Here is an 18,216-nt window from a genome sequence, read left to right as displayed (position 1 = left end):
GTGATATGTTTGTCAAACTTCTATCAGGATTGTTTTCTTAACAAAAAAGCCGCTTTACTAAAGCGGCTTTCGGTGAATTAATTATGTGTTATTTTAATAATATCTCTGTCATTGTATCTCAGATATAAATTTCCTGAAGCATCGGAGGCAAATAGTATACCTCCGGTGGAAGCCTGCGGATCGTTGGCGAAATTACCAACTGAGAATATGGTAGTAAATTTAGCAAGAAGCGTGCTGTTGCCGTCTTTTACCTGACGAAGGTAAAAGGTATTCCTAGTTTCGCTATCACTAGCTTTGTGCATGTATAGCGCATACAAGTTAGCATTGTCATCTACACTGAAACCGAAATTCTTTCTGTTGATGTCATTATCAGTGAATCCCTTATAGTTAGGATCGTCGGGCGTAAATAGTCCTTGTAAATTGATGTTTATATCGGTTTTGGTGTTAGCAGTCATATCATAACGATAAATTGGTTGATTTGCTGCATTTAGTATGTAATAGAACGCTGCATTCTTATATAAGCTGGCATACATGCTACTCTGTAACTCGGCGTTGTAAAATGTTTGCCCATTTGCGTTGTACAGGTTCTCGCCATAATAAACGTCGCCGGTTGCGTTTGCTGCGAGAATAGGGTTGTTAGGCGTTTTTACTTTAGCGGCAATCTGTGTTACCTGTGAACCGTCGGCTGTGATTTTGTATATACTGCCCTCTATCTGATCACTGCTTTCTACAGCCAATACATAAACATTTCCGTTACCATCTGACGTAATGTTTTTTACATTGGTTATGCGGGCATCAGTTGTTAATTTTTGTTCGCTACCGCCTGTTAATGATACCTTATAAACGCTGCTGCCGTTATTCATTTGCGAAAAATCTGAATAGTAGATCAAATTGTGCGCTTTATCAATGTACATAACCGTAGGTGTTTGTGGCAGAGTAGCTAGCTTGGTAAACGACGCCTGTCCGCCCAGTACAGTTATGTAACTTACACCGGAGTTGGGACCTTGATTAAGTACTTTAAATGGTTCGGAGCTTGAGGCTGATTTATTGCCAACCTTTACAGTTATGGTGCCACTGGTGGCACCGCTTGGTACTTGCACCAGTAAGGTATTTGTTGCAGCCGTTTGTACTACGGCGTTGATACCATTGAATTTCACAGTGTCTTCACCAGGAGTTTGGCTAAAGCCATTGCCGTTGATACGTATCACATCCCCAATCTTTGCCGAATCGGGATTAATAGAAGAAATATTGAAATCCGGGTCAATGGAGTTGTCTTTACAACTTTCAATAAGTGCTATGCACATGCAGCTGAGCAGCAGTAATGCAAAATTGGATAAGTGTTTTTTCATAAAGGTTGTTGATTAAAAGCAGATTAACTACACATAAAAGTGTATTTGTGTTTTAATTAATTAGAAAAAATATTAACAAAAAAAGCCGCTTAGATAGCTAAGCGGCTTTTTAAACTGAAGTTTATAATTGGTTAAACTTCTTCTGGCAGGTTATCGCCTGATACAATTTCTTTGATCTTGTTTTCCAGTTCTTCCATCAGTTCCGGATTATCAATAATTAACTGCTTAACGGCATCACGGCCTTGGCCTAAACGGCTGTCGCCATAGCTAAACCATGATCCTGATTTTTTGATCACGTTATGCTCCACGCCCAAATCGATAATCTCGCCGGCTTTGGAAATACCTTCGCCAAACATAATATCAAACTCGGCCAGGCGGAACGGAGGCGCTACTTTGTTCTTCACAATTTTCACCTTCACACGGTTACCCGATACCTCGTCGCTATCTTTAATTTGTGATATACGGCGTACATCCAAACGCACAGAAGCGTAAAATTTCAGGGCGTTACCACCGGTAGTAGTTTCGGGGTTACCGAACATCACACCAATTTTTTCACGTAACTGGTTGATGAAGATACAGCAGCAACCGGTTTTGTTAATAGTACCGGTAAGTTTACGCAAGGCTTGCGACATTAAACGAGCCTGTAAGCCCATTTTAGAGTCACCCATCTCGCCTTCAATCTCGCCTTTAGGTACCAGTGCGGCAACCGAGTCAATTACAATAATATCAATAGCGCCTGAGCGGATCAGGTTATCAGCAATTTCAAGAGCTTGCTCACCGTTATCTGGTTGCGAGATCAACAGATTCTCAACATCCACACCCAGCTTTTGGGCATAAAAACGGTCAAAAGCGTGCTCGGCATCAATAAAGGCTGCAATGCCGCCTTTTTTCTGACTTTCGGCAATAGCATGTATAGCCAGTGTAGTTTTACCAGAAGACTCCGGACCATATATCTCGATCACACGGCCTTTAGGTAAACCGCCTACGCCTAAAGCTAAGTCCAGTGTAAGTGAACCGGTAGGGATAACCTCGATAGGCTCAATTACAGAATCACCCAGTTTCATGATGGTTCCTTTACCGTACGATTTTTCCAGCTTATCCAGCGTAAGCTGCAGTGCTTTTAATTTATCTGCGTTACTCATTCGTTGTTTTTTTCTATAACAAATATACTTATTCTAATTGAAATACTAAATATTTTAGTAAATATTTTTTAGGTTATTAGGCAATTTAATTAAGCTTATGACACTTAATTACTTATCATCGCTACTTTAATAATTGGAGCTATTAATGCCCGTTCAAGCCCTTTTCAATAGTATAAATTTACAAATAATTATCCGCATATCACTTTAATAAAGCCTTGAAATTACTGTTAATTCTTATAGTATGACACTGGGATTAATATGTTTCTGAGGGTAGTGGGTTTGGGCTTTTTAAGCATTTTTAACTGCTTGGTCAGGTGCCTCGCCGGCATTAATTCCTTTGGTTTCGGGTACCACAAACTGAAAGAAAAGTGCTCCTAATACAGCAACAGCAGCTAAAGCAACAAAGCCTACGGCATAGCCAAAGTTTTTAACAATGATGCCGCTTAAAATACTGCTTATAGAACAAGCCAGTCCGATAGCCGAGTAAACAACGCCCTGCAATAAGTTAAAGCGGCCGCTGCCCTCACTCAAATCGGCAATCATGATGATGCTGATAACACCAAAAATACCGGCTCCAACGCCGTCCAGAATTTGTGCAGCCGTAAGCAAATATGGATTATCTATAAAGGCAAAAAGCAATGCTCTTACCGGAAGCAAAATAAATGCGATGATCATAACGGCCTTTCGTCCTTTATCGGCCGCTTTACCGCTGTATGATGCCACAAATGCCATTACCCCCTGTGCAATGATGATCGCTGCAGAAAGATACAAAGAGGAGTTCTTCTGATCAACCAGTCCCATTTTTTGACCTACCAAAGGGAGCAGGGCCGCATTGGCCAAATGGAACAACCCCATTGCAATAATGAATACGATAATTTTACGGCTACTGAATAGCTGTTTAAGTCCGGTAGCTTTATTGTCTGTTGATTCGGTAGCGCTGGCCGCCCGGGCCAGATTGTGATCAATATCCTGCTCTTTGATAAAAAGCACAGCTACAATCAGCGCGAAGCACTGAAAGATAGAAAAGTAAAAGATAGCCTCATAGGAGATAAACCGGCCCATTAACCCTGCAATGATTGCCGCCGCCATATTGCCCACATGGTTAAAAGTTTCGTTGCGGCCTATGCGTTTAGATAATGCAGCCTGCCCAACCATGCCTAAGGTTATGGCGGCCACTCCTGGTGTGTATACACTTTGTACTAACCCTACTACAGCCTGGGAAATAAATGTAGGATAAAAGCCTTCCATCAATATGATAACCAGGCAGCACAGCGCAATTACGCCCGAAGCCAGCATGAGCAAAAAACGCTTATAAGTAGTTTTATCGATGAGTGCCCCAGCCAGGGGTTGTATTAAAATTCCTACTAAGCCTGGTACAGCTATTACATATCCTATCTGATCGGGCTGCCAGTGGCGTACCGTGAGTAAATAGACCGATAGGTAAACACCCACGCCATCTTTTACATCGGCCATAAAAAGATTAGACCAATCCAGGCCTTTCAAACTGCGTGATGATGCTCCCATAAATCAGGAATAATTGGATTTATAAGGCAGCTAAATACATGCCAATAAAACGGTACCGGCAAACAATTCCAAATAATGTATATAGGGCTTTAAGAAACTGGTGAAATTTCTGAGTCGTTACCTGTGCTTGTATCTGCTGCAGGTAGCGCTGTTTTCACCGTTTTGGCTTTGGTTGCTTTGGTGGTTTTGCTTTTAGCCACCTTAGCGGTTTTGCTGAATACCAAAGATGCTTTACCGCTTTGGTAATACTTGCAAAAATGGGTAAGCGGACATACCTCGCATTTAGGGCGGCGGGCTATACAAATATAGCGGCCATGCAAAATAAGCCAGTGATGGGCAAAGCCAAGCGTTTGTTTAGGCAAGTACTCAGTCAGTTGTTTTTCAACGGCCAGCGGGGTGCGGGCGTTGGTTGTTAAACCAATGCGGTTGGCTACCCTGAAAACATGCGTATCTACTGCAATTGCCGGTGCATCATAAATTACCGAAACAATTACATTGGCTGTTTTGCGGCCTACACCGGGTAGTTTCTGCAGGTCGTTCAAATCAGACGGTACCACCCCGCTAAACTGTTCCAGCAACATTTTTGACATGCCGGCCAAGTGCTTGGCCTTGTTATTAGGATAGCTAACGCTGCGTATGTATGAAAATATCTCTTCAACACTTGCCGCAGCCAGGCTTTCCACATTAGGGAAACGGTTAAACAGGGCAGGTGTAACCTGGTTGATACGCTTATCGGTACATTGTGCCGAAAGTATCACCGCCACCAGCAGCTCAAACGGGTTGGAGTAATGCAACTCGGTAACCGGATTGGGCTGATGCTTAGAGAAATAATCAACAAATAACTGGTAACGCTCTTTCTTTAACATGGAAGTGCAAAGATAACAAAAGCCCTGCTTTTGACAGGGCTTTTGTTTGCAACATTAGCGCAGGCTTTTTGAATAGTCTAAAATCTTGTCGATGGTTTGTTTTTTAGGTTTTGCCTGTAATAAATCCATCTCTGTTCTTAATGCGTGATAAAAGATTAAAGAATCCGCATCAACATGCTCGATAATATCCTGCTCGTTCACCATGGCCTTGTCCGTAATTTCGTTTGAAAAAAAAGTAAAGTTTTCGCCCATAAGCTTTATGTGTTTATATAACACAATAACGCGAGCGGCAAGGCTATATTTTATAACTATTAAAAAAAATTATATAGTTATTGATTAATTTTTAAGACTTAACTCTTTTGCTTGCATCATTTTACGCAGGTTGTTTAAGGCGTAGCGCATACGGCCCAAAGCGGTGTTGATACTTACCTCGGTAACATCGGCAATTTCCTTAAAGCTCATGTCGCCAAAATGGCGCATAATCAATACTTCTTTTTGCTCGGATGGCAACAGGTGTATCAATGCTTTCAAATCTTTATGTGTTTGCTCGCGCACCATGCGGTCTTCCGTGCTTTCGTCATAGTGGCCCAGTACTTCGAATATATCAAAGTCGTCGCCACCGCTCACTAACGGCGTACGCTTTTCGCGTCTGAAATGGTCAATCACCAGGTTATGGGCAATACGGCTCACCCAAGGTAAAAACTTACCTTCTTCATTGTATTTACCGGCTTTAAGGGTATTGATGACCTTGATAAAGGTATCCTGAAAAATATCTTCGGCCAGATACTCGTCTTTTACCAGTAAATAAATGGATGTATATATTTTGGATTGATAGCGGCGGATAAGCTCTACCAGTGCTCCTTCCTGACCGCCGATATATAGATGGATTAAATCCTGGTCACTTTTCAAATGAAAATCCATAGAACCTCTACTTTTAAAAATCAATAAATTTTAAAAAAACTAATGCTTTAAGTAAAGTTCTAATCTATAGGGGTTCCTCGTTTTTGTATTATCAAATAAACTAAATATTGTGTTAACATCCAAATTAAATTTAAAACTATCAGTTATAACACGCTAAATAATACACCCTGCAGACCTTTGCTGAACAAAGCTTAAAGAAACTTTTACTTATAATAATAATTGGTTTTATCGGTTATATACGTAGTAAGTAGCCGATTGGAGCATCCACTGCTTCTTATTTATTCAGACTGAAGGATTACGCTGGGGTTTAATGTATTAAGTAAATAATTTATATTCCGTTTCAGGATGCCAGGATTTGGAAAGTGCTAAACATTTTAGGATTTTTGCACTTTATTATTAAAGTTCATGGTTAGCGTTCATTAATAATAGTTCATGGGTCATAGCTGAATATTTTCCGTGCTCTGCTTCCTATTGAATGAATAACCAAAAACCATGAACGTACAACGATACACATGAGTATAGAGACTGAGAAAGATCCACAAAAACATATCATTATAAAAGGTGCCCGGGTGCATAACCTGAAAAATATGGACATCGCCATTCCTAAAAACCAGTTGGTGGTAGTTACAGGTATGTCGGGCTCGGGTAAATCATCGCTGGCGTTTGATACCTTGTATGCCGAAGGGCAGCGCCGGTATGTGGAAAGCCTTTCATCATATGCCCGCCAGTTTTTGGGCCGCATGAATAAGCCCGATGTTGATTACATTAAAGGTATAGCACCGGCTATTGCCATTGAGCAAAAAGTAATTACCAGTAACCCGCGCTCAACCGTGGGTACATCAACCGAGATATATGATTACCTGAAGCTGCTGTTTTCGCGCATTGGTAAAACGATATCGCCGGTATCGGGCCGTCAGGTAAAAAAAGATACCGTTACCGATGTGGTGAACTTTGCACAGGGGCTGCCGGATGACATGCCGATCACTATACTATGCCCGCTGCATCCGCACAACAACCGTAGCTTAAAAGAAGAGCTGGCTGTGTTGCTGCAAAAAGGCTTTGTAAGGGTAGAGTATAAAAGAAGCGTTTCGCGCATTGAAGGTTTACTGGAGGATGAAAGCATTGCCAATGAAACTTTGAAGCACGACGATCCGGTACGTATTGTGATTGACCGTGTTACCAAAAACATGGAAGAAGAAACCCTGAGTCGTATTGCCGACTCGGCACAAACTGCATTTTTTGAAGGTAAGGGCGATTGCTTTGTGCGTTACCAACGTACCGGGGATGGCGACGAGGCCGAAGCTTTCTTTTGTGATCGCTTTGAGCTGGACGATATTAAGTTCGAAGAGCCTACGCCCAACTTTTTCAGCTTCAATAATCCGTACGGTGCATGTCGCCGTTGCGAGGGGTATGGCAAAATTATCGGTATTGATGAAGATCTGGTTATTCCGGATAAAAGCAAATCGGTATATGATAATGCCATTGCGCCATGGCGCGGCGAAAAGATGGGCGAGTGGAACCAGCGCCTGATCATGAATGCTGATAAATTTGGTTTCCCTATTCATCGTGCGTTCAGCCAGCTTACCGATAAAGAAAAGCGTTTGCTGTGGACGGGTAATAAATACTTCAGAGGACTGGATGCTTTCTTTAAAGAAATAGAGGAGCAAACCTACAAAATACAATACCGTGTTATCCTGTCGCGTTACCGCGGCAAAACAACCTGCCCGGAATGCCGGGGCAGCCGCTTACGGCCGGATGCAACTTACGTTAAGATAAGTGATCATTCCATTACCGATATTGTGCTGATGCCGTTGGATAAAGCACAAGAGTTTTTCCGTAACCTGGAGCTGGATGCGCACGACGAAAAGGTAGGCCGCCGCTTGCTGATGGAAATTACCAACCGCATCAGTTTCCTGAATGATGTAGGCTTGGGGTACCTGACGCTGAACCGGTTGTCAAACACGCTATCAGGTGGCGAATCGCAACGTATTAACCTGGCCACCTCACTGGGAAGTAGCCTGGTAGGTTCGGTTTATGTATTGGACGAACCCAGCATTGGCTTGCACCCTCGCGATACGCAGCGGCTAATTACCGTGTTAAGATCATTACGCGATGTAGGTAATACCGTTTTGGTGGTAGAGCACGAGGAGGAAATTATGCAGGCTGCAGATCATATTATTGATATTGGCCCCGAAGCTGGCACGCACGGCGGACAGCTTATCTTTTCGGGTACTTATGATCAGATATTGACCGATGATAGCAGCTTAACCGGCCGTTACCTGAGCCGCCGCGAAGAAATTGCCATACCCGAGCATCGCCGTAAATGGAACGATCATATCCAGATTAAAGGTGCCCGGGAGAATAACCTGAAAAATATCGACGTGAACTTTCCGTTAGGCGTGCTTACCGTAGTTACCGGCGTTTCGGGTTCAGGTAAAACCAGTTTGGTAAAACGTATTTTACACCCGGCCCTGCAAAAAGTGTTAGGTAATTACTCAGGCGAGCAAACGGGTGCTTATGATAGTATTGAGGGCGATTACAGTAAGATTGAATCGGTTGAACTGGTAGATCAAAACCCGATTGGCCGTTCATCGCGCTCTAATCCGGTTACTTATGTAAAGGCTTGGGATGAGATACGTAACTTGTTTGCCGCACAGCCTGCCGCCAAAGCAGCCGGACTAAAACCATCTGCTTTCTCCTTTAACGTTGAAGGTGGCCGGTGCGATGTTTGCCAGGGCGAGGGCGAGGTGAAAATTGAGATGCAGTTTATGGCCGACATATTTTTGCCTTGCGAAGCCTGTAACGGTAACCGCTTTAAGCAGAACGTATTGGATGTAAATTACCAGGAAAAAAATGTATCCGACATTCTGAAAATGACGATTGATGAGGCATTGGAATTCTTTGTGAACGAGCCGAAGATCATCAATAAAATAAAACCTTTGCAGGATGTGGGTTTGGGTTATGTACAGTTGGGGCAGTCATCAAACACACTGTCGGGCGGTGAGGCACAGCGTATTAAGCTGGCATCATTTCTGGTTAAGGGCAACAACGCCAGCAAAACGCTTTTTATATTTGACGAGCCAACCACCGGGTTGCATTTTGCCGATATTAAAAAGCTGCTCAAATCATTCGATGCACTGCTGGAGCAGGGTAATACCATAATCGTTATCGAACACAATATGGATGTGATTAAAAGTGCCGATTGGGTAATAGATATTGGTCTTGGTGGCGGCAACAATGGTGGCGAGCTGGTATTTGAAGGTACGCCCGAGGGTTTAATGCAGCATCCAACCTCCTATACCGGCCAGTTCCTGAAAGAAAGATTGAATGGTTAATTAACCGATTTATATAATAAATAGACGATAAGCAGCTAACTGGTATATTAAACGCAAAGACGTTTATATACAGGTTAGCTGCTTTTCCTTTTTATAGTTAATCGTTAAATTTTTCCTGACAAAAGCCTTTAAGTATAAAAGTCAGGAGTACAATTAGCGCTATCAGCCCGCTAAAGTATAGTATTGAGTGCATAAACTTTGTTAACGAATTTGGTGGATAAATTAATTAAGCTCTTTATTGGATTAATTCAACAGCGTAAAGTTACAGGCTAATTACACACTAGCCGACAAGTAACATCCCCTACATAATCCAATATGGTTATGTTATCTGTTGCAACATCTACACCAAAAGTCCTACTTAGGTAAAAAGCAGCTTCTTTGCATTAAATGGCGCTTTAAGCAGATATATCTCATTGTTGAAATTAATTTTCAGGGGAATTAAATTTACTTATGTGGAAATTATTGCATCTGGAGTTCTACCCTGCAACTGATTTTAGGCGGTATACTTATCGACAAATTACTCAGCGTAGTTAATTACTTTATCTTCTATAATCAATTTGGCTGGATGTGTGTTATTAATCATCGTAAATATGATGTCGTCATTTATTCTGATCACCACTTTCGTGCTGCTGGCCCTGGGCGTTGCGGCTTACCTGATATTCAAAAAGCGTAAAGCAGCAAGGCCTGTACCAACGCAAGCGCTTAATCCTGGTTATAAAACACTGCTGCAGCAGCATGTTGGTTACTACCAGAAGCTTACAGCACCCAATCAGCAACGCTTTGAAAGTTTAGTTGCCGATTTTATAACCAACGTGCGTATAGAAGGAGTGGGGCTTGAGGTGAGTGATCTGGACCGCGTATTGGTGGCTGCCAGCGCTGTGATCCCTATTTTTGGTTACCAGGAATGGCGGTATACCAACTTGACTAACGTTATTTTATACCCCGATACTTTTAACAATGATTTTCAGTTTGAGGGTGATAGCCGGAATATTATGGGCATGGTAGGCTCTGGCTACATGAACGGGCAAATGCTGTTGTCGCGTGCGGCACTGCACAAAGGCTTTTCTTCACAGTCGGGTAAGCAAAATACCGGGATACACGAATTTGTGCACTTGCTCGATAAATCTGACGGCGCTACGGATGGCGTGCCCGAATACCTGTTAGCCCACGAATATGCCAAACCCTGGCTGCAAATGATGCACCAAGAGATCAGCCGAATTGAGAGAGGCCATTCGGATATTGACCCCTATGCAGCAACTAACGAAGCCGAGTTTTTGGCTGTAGTAGCCGAATATTTCTTTGAAAAGCCCGAGCAATTGCAGCAAAAACATCCCGAACTTTATGCACAGTTAAGCCGGCTGTTTGCGCAGAATCCGGCGGTTGAAGGTGAAATTAAATAGAAACACTTTACTTATTATCTTGCCCCAGCAGCACACGTTCAATACGCGGGTCGGGTATAAACCATAAAACAGCCACCAGTGTATATAAGGCAAGGCTAATGGTAGCATCAATAAAAGTTAGCCCCACTGCTAAGGCATAAATCAGCATCGATCCTTTGCCTTTTAAATCTTTGCCAAAAGCTTTGGCTAAAGGCGAGTCGGCACCAGCTTGTTTTACCAGTACAGTAGCCAATATACTAAACGATACCGCATTCATAAATAATACAAATCCATACAATGCCACAGGCCATTGTGCAAAGTGGTTTTCGCCCATCCAGCTGGTTACAAACGGAATCATGGACAGCCAGAACAGCAGGTGCAGGTTGGCCCAAAGTGCGGCACCTCTTACCTGCTTCACGGCGTGCAGCATATGATGATGGTTGTTCCAGTAAATGCCTACATAAATAAAGCTGAGCACATAACTCAGAATGGTAGGGATGAGTGGCTTTAAGGCTGAAAGATCGGCGCTATGCGGCGTTTTTAATTCCAGAACCATAATGGTGATAATAATGGCAATTACGCCATCACTAAATGCCTCCAGTCTTCCTTTATTCATAGGTATATTAAAAATGTAAACTAATGTACGGCACTGCAAAGGTTTTAGCCACTGTTAGCTGTACTTTTGCTGCCAATAACGGAAGTGACTATCTGTAGCGAAAAGCCGTTATCTGTAAAACTGATACAAACATAATTAATTTGCATGGCAAGCTCTGTTAAAGTTCCGCATCCGTTAAGCATACTAATGGCCGTAGTTGTACTGGCTGCACTGGCAACATGGTTGGTGCCGGCCGGTAAGTTCGATACGCTTAGCTATACCGATAAAGCTTTTACGCTAAATAGAAATGGCAAAGATATAGCCGTTCCCTTTAGTCAGAAAACATTGGATAGCCTGCACATACAAGCCTCACTTTCGGCTTTTGAAAACGGCAGCATTCGCAAGCCGGTATCCGTTCCCGGCTCTTATCATCGTTTGCCTAAAAACGCCCAAGGCATAGTAAGCATAGTTGAGGCGCCTATTAAAGGCATTTATGACACCATTGATATCATTCTATTTGTATTACTTATAGGCGGCTTTATACAGGTTTTTAATACAACCGGTGCTATGGAACAAGGGCTAAAGCAACTGGCTGTAAAAATGCATGGGCGCGAGGGCTGGCTCATTATCATCACTACATTCCTGATGGCATTTGGCGGGGCCTCCTACGGTATGGCCGAAGAAGGCTTTGCTTTTTACCCGGTGCTGGTTCCCTTGTTTTTGGCTGCGGGGTATGATTTGCTACTGCCTGTAGCAGTTATATTTGGTGGTACACAGTTGGGTACGCTTTCTTCCTTCTCCAACCCGTTCTCTACTATTATTGCGTCCAATGCCTGCGGTATAAACTGGACGGATGGTTTTAATGGCCGGTTGCTGATGTTTGTTGTAACATCTGTAGTATATATCGTATTCCTGGTGCGCTATGCCCAAAAGGTAAAACGCAACCCGGCGCATTCGCTGGTGTACCGTACCGATGGTAAGGTGGAAAGCCCTTTTCCGGCATTCGGTGGCGAAGCTGCACAGCCTGTACCCGGAAAAAAGAACATGCTATTACTCGGGCTGTTTTTTTTAGCCTTTGGCGTAATGATTACCGGCGTGGTGAAATGGGGCTGGTGGCTAACCGAAATGTCGGCCGTATTTATTGTAGCAGCTATTTTAATTGCTGTTATACAGCGCATGAATCAGCGGTTGTTTATAGAAACGTTTATTAAAGGCGCTGAGGGGTTGTTGAGCGTAACGTTCATTATAGGCGCCGCACGTGGCGTTACGGCTGTTTTAGATAGCGGCCATATCAGTGATAGCATTGTGTATTATGCTTCGCAGCAGATAGCCGATTTACCGTCCGGAGGGTTCATTGTCATTTTGCTACTGCTGTTTTGCCTGTTTACGCTGTTTATCTCCAGTACCTCGGGCATGGCGGTGGTTACTATGCCTATTATTGGTGCGCTGGCCTTAGCGGCGCATGTGCCGGGACGCGAAATTGTGAACAGCTATTTATATGGTATGGGTATTATGGGCTTTTTATCACCCACCGGTTTGTTACTGCCATCGTTAGCTTTGGTAGGCATAAGCTTTAAAGCATGGTGGCGGTTTGTATGGCCCATATTGTTAGCCTTAGTTGTAATTTGTATTGCGTCACTATTGGTTGGCATTAAACTATAAGGCATCCACCAAAATCGGGTAATGATAAAATCGGGAGACAAACCTTGCTAAATCACAAATATTTAGCCCATATTTGCTTTTAACGTTCTTTACAAAGAAAAATCTTCCAGCAGCAGAGGTTTCCGGTTAGCGCCGGAACTAAGAAGGAACCGTGTGTAAATCACGGGCTGTCGCGCAACTGTAAGTCTGCCTTGCCGCTTTCTGTTAAAGGAAGCCGGAGGGGTTAAGTTGAACTAATACGGTCACTGTTTGCCAGGCAAATGGGAAGGCCTCAACTAAAAAGACAAGCCAGGATACTTGCCTATGCTGTGTAAAAGACCAATGCTTTCGCGATTGAAGCAGTAGTCAATGGACAAACAAGAATGGCCAGAACATACAGGGAAGAGTTGCGCCCGCGTGTGAATGATATTCTATTGTTTATTTCTACCCCATTTCCGAAAGCATACCAAAAACGTAAGGAGCATTAATTTTTATTAATGTTTAACCCACAGTTTATGCGTATGCTAAAAAACAATCTCGGTTACCCGCGCATGGGCAGCCACCGACAACTCAAAAAAGCCTGCGAGCAATATTGGTCAGGCAAAATTACCAGGGAAGAGCTTACCCAGGCCGCCCGAAAAATCAAGGAGGAGAACTGGCAATTGCAGGTAAACGCCGGCATTGATCTGGTGCCCTGCAACGATTTCAGCTTTTACGATCAGGTACTGGATATGACCCTGATGCTTGGCGCTATCCCGGCACGTTACACGCCTGTGCTATCTACCGTACAAACCAACAAGGAAATTGACCTGTACTTTGCTATGGCCCGAGGCTACCAAAAAGACGGGTTGGACATTACCGCCATGGAAATGACCAAGTGGTTTGATACCAATTACCACTACATTGTTCCCGAGTTTACGGCCAATCAGCAATTCCGTATTTTTTCTGAAAAGGTGTTTGCTGAGTACAACCATGCCCGGCAGCTATGCGGCAATGCAGCCAAGCCCGTTTTGTTAGGGCCGGTATCGTACCTATTACTAGGTAAAGAGAAAGAAGCAGGCTTTGAGCGCATTGATCTGATCAAAAGCCTCGTACCGGTTTACATCGAGGTCATCAAACGCTTAAAAGCTTACGGTGCCGAGTGGATACAGCTGGACGAGCCTTACCTTGCACTTGACCTGAGCAAAAAAGAAAAACAGGCATTTGTATATGCGTATAATGAAATTTGCCAGCGCTGCCCGAGTGTGAAAATTCTGGTAGCTACCTATTTTGATGCCTTGCTGGATAATACCCAGCTGGCCGTTAACCTGCCGGTTGCCGCCCTGCATATTGATCTGGTGCGTGCGCCTGAGCAGTTGGACGAAGTACTGGCGCTTGTACCCGAAAAGCTTCAACTCTCGTTAGGTGTGATTGATGGGCGTAACGTCTGGAAAAACGATTACAGCAAATCACTGCCGCTAATTACCAAAGCAATAGCTGCTGTGGGTACCGAGCGCATTATGATTGCGCCATCATGTTCCTTACTGCATACGCCGTTTGATTTGGATCAGGAAACGGAGATTAATTCTGAAATTAAGAACTGGATGGCATTTGCCAAGCAAAAGCTGCAGGAGGTAAGCGCGCTTTACCAGATTGTAAATGGTAACACCGAGCTTTATCAAATCAATCAACAAGCTGTTGCGGCACGCAAATCTTCAGCTTTAACCAATAACCCGGCGGTTAAACTGCGCATAGAAAGCATTACTGATGCCGATGCTAATCGTCAAAGTGCTTTCCCGGTACGCCAGCAATTGCAGCAACAACGCTTTAAATTGCCATTGTTCCCAACTACCACTATCGGTTCTTTCCCGCAGACAGATGATATACGCCAGCTGCGCGCTAAGCTGAAAAAGGGCGAACTGACGCAAGCGCAATATGACGAAGCTATTGAAATGGCAACCGTTAATTCGATACGTGTGCAGGAGGAAATTGGCATTGATGTATTAGTACATGGCGAGTTTGAGCGTAACGACATGGTAGAATATTTTGGCGAACAGCTGGAGGGCTACTTATTTACTAAAAACGGCTGGGTACAGAGTTATGGCAGCCGTTGCGTAAAGCCGCCGGTTGTGTTTGGTGATGTAAGCCGTCCCGAAGATATGACCGTGCGCTGGAGCAGCTTTGCCCAGCAGCAAACCGATAAGCCGATGAAAGGTATGTTAACCGGCCCGATCACTATACTGCAATGGTCGTTCGTGCGCGACGATCAGCCACGGTGGGTTACCGCCAACCAGATTGCACTTGCCATACGCGATGAAGTGATTGCGCTGGAGCAGGCCGGTATTGGCATTATCCAGATCGATGAGCCTGCCATACGCGAAGGATTGCCACTGCGCAAAGCCAACTGGCCTTCTTACCTGGATTGGGCTGTAAAAGCTTTCCGTATATCGGCCAGCGGCGTGCAGGATGATACGCAGATACATACCCACATGTGTTATAGCGAGTTTAATGACATCATCCAAAACATTGCTGCTATGGATGCAGATGTGATCACTATCGAAACATCACGCTCGCAAATGGAGCTTTTAGAGGCATTTGCTGATTTTGAGTATCCGAATGAGATCGGTCCCGGTGTGTATGATATTCATTCGCCGCGCGTGCCGTCGGTTGAAGAAATGGTGAATCTGCTCGAAAAAGCAGCTACGTTGCTGCCAGCTCAGAATATTTGGGTAAACCCTGACTGTGGACTAAAAACCCGCAAGTGGCCCGAAACCATTGCCGCCCTGCAAAACATGGTGGATGCTGCCAAGCAGGCACGCGAAAAGATAACGGAGCCTGAAACTATATAAGTACTTGTAAACCTAAGCTTATCATCAGAAAAGTCCCGCTATTGGCGGGGCTTTTTTTATAAGCAGTCAACAAAAAAAACGCCATTGCTTTTGGCAATGACGTTTTATATAAGCTGCTTAAATTGAATTAAGCTTGTGCTTGTTGTCTGCGGATGATGTTTAATGCACCACCGGCTTTAAACCACTCAATTTGTTGTGCATTGTAAGTATGGTTTACAGCGAATGAATCTTCTGAACCATCTTTGTGATGCAATACTACGGTTAACTGTTTGCCCGGAGCAAATTCAGTTAAGCCTTTGATGTCGATGATATCGTCTTCCTGAACTTTCTCGTAGTCGGCACCATCAGCAAAGGTGATACCCAGCATACCTTGTTTTTTCAGGTTGGTTTCGTGGATACGGGCAAATGATTTTACCAGGATAGCACGAACACCTAAGTGACGTGGCTCCATCGCTGCGTGCTCGCGTGATGAACCTTCACCGTAGTTCTCGTCACCTACAACGATTGAACCAATGCCATTAGCTTTATAATCGCGCTGCGTAGCCGGAACCGGACCATACTCGCCGGTCAGTTGGTTTTTAACGCTATCGGCGCTGTTGTTAAAGTAGTTAATAGCACCGATCAGCATGTTGTTGCTGATGTTGTCCAAATGGCCACGGAATTTTAACCATGGGCCAGCCATTGAAATGTGGTCGGTAGTACATTTACCTTTGGCTTTAATTAACAGTTTTAAGCCGTTAATATCGGTACCTTCCCAAGCCGGGAATGGTTCCAGCAGTTGCAAACGAGAAGATTTAGGATCAACCTTAACTTCTACCTGGCTGCCGTCTTCGGCTGGTGCCTGGTAACCTGCATCTTCAACAGCAAAGCCTTTTACCGGTAATTCAATACCCAGTGGCTCGTCCAGTTTCACCTGCTCGCCGCTTTCGTTAGTCAGCGTGTCAGTTAACGGGTTGAAGGTTAAATCGCCGGCAATAGCAAATGCAGTTACAATTTCAGGAGATGCCACGAATGCGTGTGTATTGGGGTTACCATCCTGACGTTTTGCAAAGTTACGGTTGAATGAAGTGATGATCGCGTTTTTGCGGGTAGGATCGTCAGTATGACGAGCCCACTGACCGATACAAGGACCACAAGCATTAGCCAAAACCACGCCGCCAATCTGAGCGAAAGTGTTCAGGTAACCATCGCGCTCAACCGTGTAACGTACCAGTTCTGAACCTGGGGTTACGGTGTATTCGGCACGGGTTTTCAGATTTTTATCAATAGCCTGTTTAGCAATAGATGCTGCACGGGTAATATCTTCGTAAGATGAGTTGGTACAAGAACCGATCAAACCAACTTCCAGCTCAGTAGGCCAGCCGTTTTCTTTAACCGCAGTAGCGAATTTAGAGATAGGCCAGGCTAAATCTGGTGTAAATGGACCGTTTACGTGTGGCTCCAGTTCGCTCAGGTTAATTTCAATTACCTGATCAAAGTATTGCTCAGGCGTAGCGTAAACATCAGCATCACCGGTTAAGTGTTCTTTGATCGTGTTAGCCAGGTCAGCAATATCTTCGCGTTGTGTACCACGCAGGTAAGCTTCTGCTCTTTCATCGTAACCAAAGATTGAGGTAGTAGCACCAATTTCGGCACCCATGTTACAGATAGTAGCTTTACCGGTTGCAGACATGCTGCGTGCGCCTTCGCCAAAGTATTCCACAATAGCACCAGTACCACCTTTTACGGTTAAAATACCAGCCACTTTCAAAATAACGTCTTTAGCTGATGCCCAGCCAGACAGCTTGCCGGTTAAGTGAACACCAATCAGTTTAGGGAATTTAAGCTCCCAGGGTAAGCCGGCCATAACGTCGCATGCGTCAGCACCACCCACACCAATAGCAATCATACCTAAACCACCTGCGTTAGGCGTATGTGAGTCGGTACCAATCATCATACCACCCGGGAATGCATAGTTTTCCAGCACTACCTGGTGAATGATACCCGCCCCCGGTTTCCAGAAACCGATACCATATTTGTCAGAAACAGAAGCAAGGAAATCATAAACCTCGCTGTTGATATCTTTTGCAGTTGATAAATCTTCTGCAGCGCCAACTTTAGCCTGAATCAGGTGATCACAGTGTACGGTTGAAGGTACGGCAACCTGCGGACGGCCGGCTTGCATAAATTGCAGCAATGCCATTTGCGCAGTTGCATCCTGCATCGCAACGCGGTCAGGTGCAAAATCAACGTAGTCAACACCGCGGGCAAAAGCTTGTTGAGCTTCGCCTTCAGAAAGGTGGGCGTATAAAATTTTCTCAGTTAAAGTTAAAGATTTACCAGTCGCTTTGCGGGCTGCCTCGATGCGGCTGCCGTAGCGCTCGTACACCTTTTTGATCATATCTAAATCAAAAGCCATCGTATTGATTTTTAGGTGGAATAAATGAACAGTTGGGCGTTTACCCCTGTAAGGAGCGAACGCCGCGAATGTACAAAATTTAACGCCTAAACGGTAGCGCTGGTTTTAGTAAACGTTATTTAGATTTGTTCTGAATAGTAGACGGTTATGCGTAAAAAGGTCTAATTTAAACTGATAAGAGGAAATCACTTTTCTTGCCGTTATCAATTAAACCAATTAACATATTAATTGAAATGAT

General features: G+C 44.1%; 12 protein-coding genes and 1 riboswitch. Of the genes, 4 read left to right on the top strand and 8 right to left on the bottom strand.

Going from position 1 to position 18,216, the window contains the following annotated elements; translation table 11 throughout:
• Positions 1-77: 77 nt before the first annotated feature.
• From KHS38_RS07485 to KHS38_RS07460, 6 genes are all read right to left on the bottom strand, one after another.
• Entirely contained in the window at positions 78-1,349 is a 1,272-nt protein-coding gene (locus KHS38_RS07485) for an IPT/TIG domain-containing protein (protein ID WP_213487868.1), read from the bottom strand.
• Between the two features lie 131 nt (positions 1,350-1,480).
• On the bottom strand, positions 1,481-2,491 hold the full coding sequence (gene recA, locus KHS38_RS07480; RefSeq protein ID WP_213487867.1) for a recombinase RecA: 1,011 nt from the start codon (positions 2,489-2,491) through the stop codon (positions 1,481-1,483).
• Between the two features lie 288 nt (positions 2,492-2,779).
• Entirely contained in the window at positions 2,780-4,015 is a 1,236-nt protein-coding gene (locus KHS38_RS07475; RefSeq protein ID WP_213487866.1) for an MFS transporter, read from the bottom strand.
• 89 nt (positions 4,016-4,104) lie between these two features.
• The gene (gene nth / locus KHS38_RS07470) at positions 4,105-4,881 is read right to left on the bottom strand and encodes an endonuclease III (protein ID WP_213487865.1); all 777 of its coding nucleotides are present in this window, start codon (positions 4,879-4,881) and stop codon (positions 4,105-4,107) included.
• Positions 4,882-4,935: 54 nt separating this feature from the next.
• The gene (locus tag KHS38_RS07465; protein WP_213487864.1) at positions 4,936-5,133 is read right to left on the bottom strand and encodes a hypothetical protein; all 198 of its coding nucleotides are present in this window, start codon (positions 5,131-5,133) and stop codon (positions 4,936-4,938) included.
• 84 nt (positions 5,134-5,217) lie between these two features.
• Positions 5,218-5,802 carry an RNA polymerase sigma factor gene (locus KHS38_RS07460; RefSeq protein WP_213487863.1) on the bottom strand — a complete coding sequence of 195 codons (585 nt, stop codon included), beginning with the start codon at positions 5,800-5,802 and terminating at the stop codon, positions 5,218-5,220.
• 512 nt (positions 5,803-6,314) lie between these two features.
• Between KHS38_RS07460 and uvrA the strand changes: the two genes are divergently transcribed.
• On the top strand, positions 6,315-9,137 hold the full coding sequence (gene uvrA / locus KHS38_RS07455) for an excinuclease ABC subunit UvrA (RefSeq protein WP_213487862.1): 2,823 nt from the start codon (positions 6,315-6,317) through the stop codon (positions 9,135-9,137).
• A 590-nt stretch (positions 9,138-9,727) separates the two neighbouring features.
• Positions 9,728-10,537 (top strand): M90 family metallopeptidase, encoded by an 810-nt coding sequence (locus tag KHS38_RS07450; protein WP_249665303.1) that lies wholly within the window; start codon positions 9,728-9,730, stop codon positions 10,535-10,537.
• Between the two features lie 7 nt (positions 10,538-10,544).
• Here the strand turns inward: KHS38_RS07450 and KHS38_RS07445 are convergent, their stop codons facing one another.
• Positions 10,545-11,132 (bottom strand): TMEM175 family protein, encoded by a 588-nt coding sequence (locus tag KHS38_RS07445; protein WP_213487861.1) that lies wholly within the window; start codon positions 11,130-11,132, stop codon positions 10,545-10,547.
• A 144-nt stretch (positions 11,133-11,276) separates the two neighbouring features.
• Here KHS38_RS07445 and KHS38_RS07440 point away from each other — a divergent pair, with 144 nt between their 5' ends.
• Positions 11,277-12,773, top strand: coding sequence for a YfcC family protein (locus KHS38_RS07440; protein WP_213487860.1), 1,497 nt, complete (start codon positions 11,277-11,279; stop codon positions 12,771-12,773).
• 99 nt (positions 12,774-12,872) lie between these two features.
• A riboswitch (cobalamin riboswitch) is annotated at positions 12,873-13,092 on the top strand.
• A 181-nt stretch (positions 13,093-13,273) separates the two neighbouring features.
• Positions 13,274-15,580, top strand: a complete 2,307-nt coding sequence (gene metE / locus KHS38_RS07435; RefSeq protein WP_349627913.1) for a 5-methyltetrahydropteroyltriglutamate--homocysteine S-methyltransferase — start codon at positions 13,274-13,276, stop codon at positions 15,578-15,580.
• Between the two features lie 127 nt (positions 15,581-15,707).
• On the opposite strand, the gene KHS38_RS07430 is transcribed toward metE, so the two are convergent.
• Entirely contained in the window at positions 15,708-17,978 is a 2,271-nt protein-coding gene (locus tag KHS38_RS07430; RefSeq protein ID WP_213487858.1) for an aconitate hydratase, read from the bottom strand.
• Positions 17,979-18,216 lie beyond the last annotated feature (238 nt).

The sequence above is a fragment of the Mucilaginibacter sp. Bleaf8 genome (genome assembly GCF_018390515.1).
Classification (GTDB): domain Bacteria; phylum Bacteroidota; class Bacteroidia; order Sphingobacteriales; family Sphingobacteriaceae; genus Mucilaginibacter.
This window is presented reverse-complemented; position numbering and strand designations above follow the sequence as displayed.